General features: G+C 59.0%; 3 protein-coding genes. 2 read left to right on the top strand and 1 reads right to left on the bottom strand.

The features are described from left to right. On the bottom strand, window positions 1–1,369 hold a 1,369-nt coding region (locus FJY67_11715), incomplete at its 3' end, for a hypothetical protein (GenBank protein MBM3330116.1). Window positions 1,370–1,610: 241 nt separating this feature from the next. Between FJY67_11715 and FJY67_11710 the strand changes: the two genes are divergently transcribed. Both FJY67_11710 and FJY67_11705 read left to right on the top strand, forming a co-directional pair. Beyond that, complete coding sequence (locus FJY67_11710; protein MBM3330115.1) at window positions 1,611–2,153, top strand: hypothetical protein; 543 nt, start codon at window positions 1,611–1,613, stop codon at window positions 2,151–2,153. A 147-nt stretch (window positions 2,154–2,300) separates the two neighbouring features. Continuing rightward, window positions 2,301–3,214 (top strand): trypsin-like serine protease (locus FJY67_11705; protein ID MBM3330114.1); only part of this gene is annotated, 914 nt, incomplete at its 3' end.

The raw sequence follows: 3,214 nt of genomic DNA, 5'->3' as shown, positions 1-3,214 counted from the left end.
GTGCGATAGACCTCACCACCGCATCAGGGTCCGGCACCAGCCGGCTGTGAAGGAGCGCAAAGTCGAGTTCAACGTCCTCGCCATCTTCCAAATCGACCTCCTGCGTCATGGGAAGATAATCGTCCACGCGAACGGTCAATCGCTGCCGGAGCGCCGGTTGCTGCGGGAAGTCATAGCGACCCTCGTCATCGGCTTGCGCAACAAAGCCGTGCTGGGTCACGATCCAGCAACCGGGAATGGGGCGACCATTTGCAGCATCGGTTACCTGTCCGAAAATGCGACCTCCGCCATTCGAGACGATGATCCCGACCGGCATGTCGCGGCGGCGAAGGTTCGAGGCATTCGATGAGAATCTGACCAGGGTGTTGTATTCACCAGGGTCGAGATTTTCCGCGTCGGCGGTGACGGTTATGGTGAGCGTGTCGCCCGGATCGACGGCTCCGTTCATCGGTTCGATGTCGAGCCAGCCAGGCTCGCCATCGGGGTAGGTGAACTCGAAGGCTACGCGGAAGCGCTCATCCTGCTCTTCGGAGGTATTGACTAACGAGAGCGCGATCTGGCGTGTCCGCCCCCGAATAATGGGCAGGAACTCGATGCCGGCCGGCTCCAGCGATAACGTTCCGCCGAAAACGGGCGCTTCGGAGCGAATCCACTGGGGATCGTCGTTGCCCTGTTGATTATTGGCGCCGAGGACGCCGTTGCGGCCGTTGCCGGAGCGGTCGTTTACGACCTGACCCTGACCTTCGTCGAAGGTCCAATAGCCGTAGAGACCCTGCTCGTTGCCCTGCAGACTGACGTTCATATTGTCGCGAATTTGCTGCTGGGTGCGGGTTACGAGCCAGATGCGGATTTCGTCGATAGCGCCGTTGTAATAGACATTCCAGGCCCCGTGATGGCCGAAATGGAGATTGTAGTTGGAAGCCCGGCGGTTGATCCCTTGGTCGAGTTGGCCGACGTTTTCGCCGTCGAGGTAGAGCACCCAACGGCGCTGGTCGATGGTGCCCGCGACGTGGTGCCATTGGTTATTGTTGACTTGAGGGCCCTGGATGTCTTGGCGTTGACCTTGCTCATCGACGCAGAAATTGATCCGCCCATTGCGGATGGTGATCGAGGGGAAGCCCGAGCCGTCATCCTGGTGGCGGTTGGTGATCAGGACTTGCTCGCCTTGAGCTGCCTGGGTGCGGAACCAGCATTCGATCGTGAAATTGTTCTGCGGCTGACGGATCTCCTGGCAGGGTCCGGCATCGACGAGGTCGTTTTGGCCGTCGAACTGGAGCGCCCAATTCTCGGCGAGTGCAGGATTCGTAAAGGCGGCGGTCAACAGAGCGCCGGTGAAGAGGGTGAGGATGCGCGAGGAAGACATATTCATTACCCGGGCTTGAGGAGGGACATAGCCTTGGCAACAGTCGACTGTGCGAGTGTCAACCTATAATATAAATGCCGTCCTATCAAAGTGTCAAGGAGAATGGGAAGGTGATATGAAGTCGTTCTCCAGGTGATGCAGGTCGATGACATTGGATGCCGGGCTGTTGAACCTTACATTAAGGTGTCCCGGCTACTGTCAGCAATCGTCTGGTTGAAAATGATACCTACATAAATCGGGAGTATTAATGAGGATTGGACGGCTTGCCATAGCCGGCGCTCGTGCCCTGCTGTTGACGGCAGGCGCATCGAAGATCGAGGCGCGCAATCAGGTCGGAATAGAGATCGGTAACAGCGATCTACTCTTCCTGAAGATCGCCGCCGGCACCCGGGGCGAGACCGACCTCTATATGCGGGATCAGTATGGCAATACTACCTATGACCAGGCAATGCTTCCGGACGTCTTGATCTGGAACAACCTGATACTGGGCCGCACGAGTGAGGAGATCATCTTCGCCAAGGGGTGGGAGTTCACTGCGCTGGAAACCTTCACCTACCGCACCGGACGGCACTACGATTATGTCGGGAGGATATTCAACCGGACGGAGGGATTCACCATCGAAAGCGACGGGCTCTTTCACCTGCTCGCCTCCGGGAGTCGGTCACGCTGGGGAGCCTTCCTCTTAAACCACTTGTCTATTCGCTACAGCCGGGCGATCTGGATGGCCGGCAGGGACCATCCTGTAAGCGGGACGACCTTCCAGGAATGGGGGATAAGATTTTCGCGGTGAATCTTCCTTCCATCAATCCGTTGACAGGTGTGCCACCAGACGCCCTCGTCTGGTGGCAGGTGTGCGGACGAGGGTGTCCGCCTGCACGGCTTGCGTCACCCACCGGGTGAGGGGCGGCTTTAGAGCCGTCATTAAAGGCTTCTAATCATGCGCCATCTGTTCAATTACCTCCTTGGAGCATTGGCCGGGATAGGGCTGGTGCTCGGCTCGGAACGCGCCTTTCCGGAATGGTTTGGCCACACCAAGGCGGCCCCGGTTGTCGGTGCCGGGCCGGCCGCAGTAGCAACAGCGAGCGAGCCGGTTACCGGGGCTTCACCCATCGCCGAGCCGCCGCACCAGACGACCGTGCCGATTCAGCAGTCGATCGACATCTCACGGCGATCGGCGATCACTCGCGCAGCGTCTGAGGTGTCGCCGGCGGTCGTCGGGATTAGCGTCATCTCGGTGCGCGAGTATCGGGCGCGGCATCCCTTTGCCGACGACCCATTCCTGCGGCAGTTCTTTCCCGACCAGATATACCGTCAAAAGGTCGAGAATCTGGGCAGCGGCTTTCTCATCTCGCCCGACGGCTATGTGCTGACCAACGAGCATGTTGTCCACGAGGCGTCCCAGGTGATCGTTACGACCACCGCCGGCGATAAGTTCGACGCCGTAATCGTCGGCTATGACTATGACAGCGACATCGCGCTCTTGAAGATCGAAGGCCGCAACCTGCCCTACATCAGATTCGGCGATTCGGACGACGTCATCATCGGCGAATGGGCCATCGCAATCGGAAACCCGTTCGGACTCTTCAGCATCCACTCTCAGCCGTCGGTATCGGTGGGAGTCGTCTCGGCGGTCGATCGCGACTTTGAACGCAATCGCGAAGGACGGCTCTACCTCGATATGGTGCAGACTGATGCGGCTATCAACCGGGGCAACTCGGGAGGGCCGCTGGTCAATGCGGAGGGCGATCTAATAGGGATGAACACTATGATCTTCACCGAGGGGGGAGGCGGGTCGATCGGGCTTGGGTTCGCGATCCCGTCGAACAGATTGAACCGGCTCTTCGAAGACCT

Source organism: Calditrichota bacterium (assembly GCA_016867835.1).
Classification (GTDB): Bacteria; Electryoneota; AABM5-125-24; order Hatepunaeales; family Hatepunaeaceae; genus VGIQ01.
Note: the sequence above shows the minus strand (reverse complement) of the source record. Positions and strands in the feature narration are given on the sequence as shown.

What these genes read in the sequence shown, in the direction of transcription:
- FJY67_11710 (MBM3330115.1), top strand. Translation starts at nt 1,611, where the DNA reads ATGAGGATTGGACGGCTTGCCATAGCCGGCGCTCGTGCCCTGCTGTTG.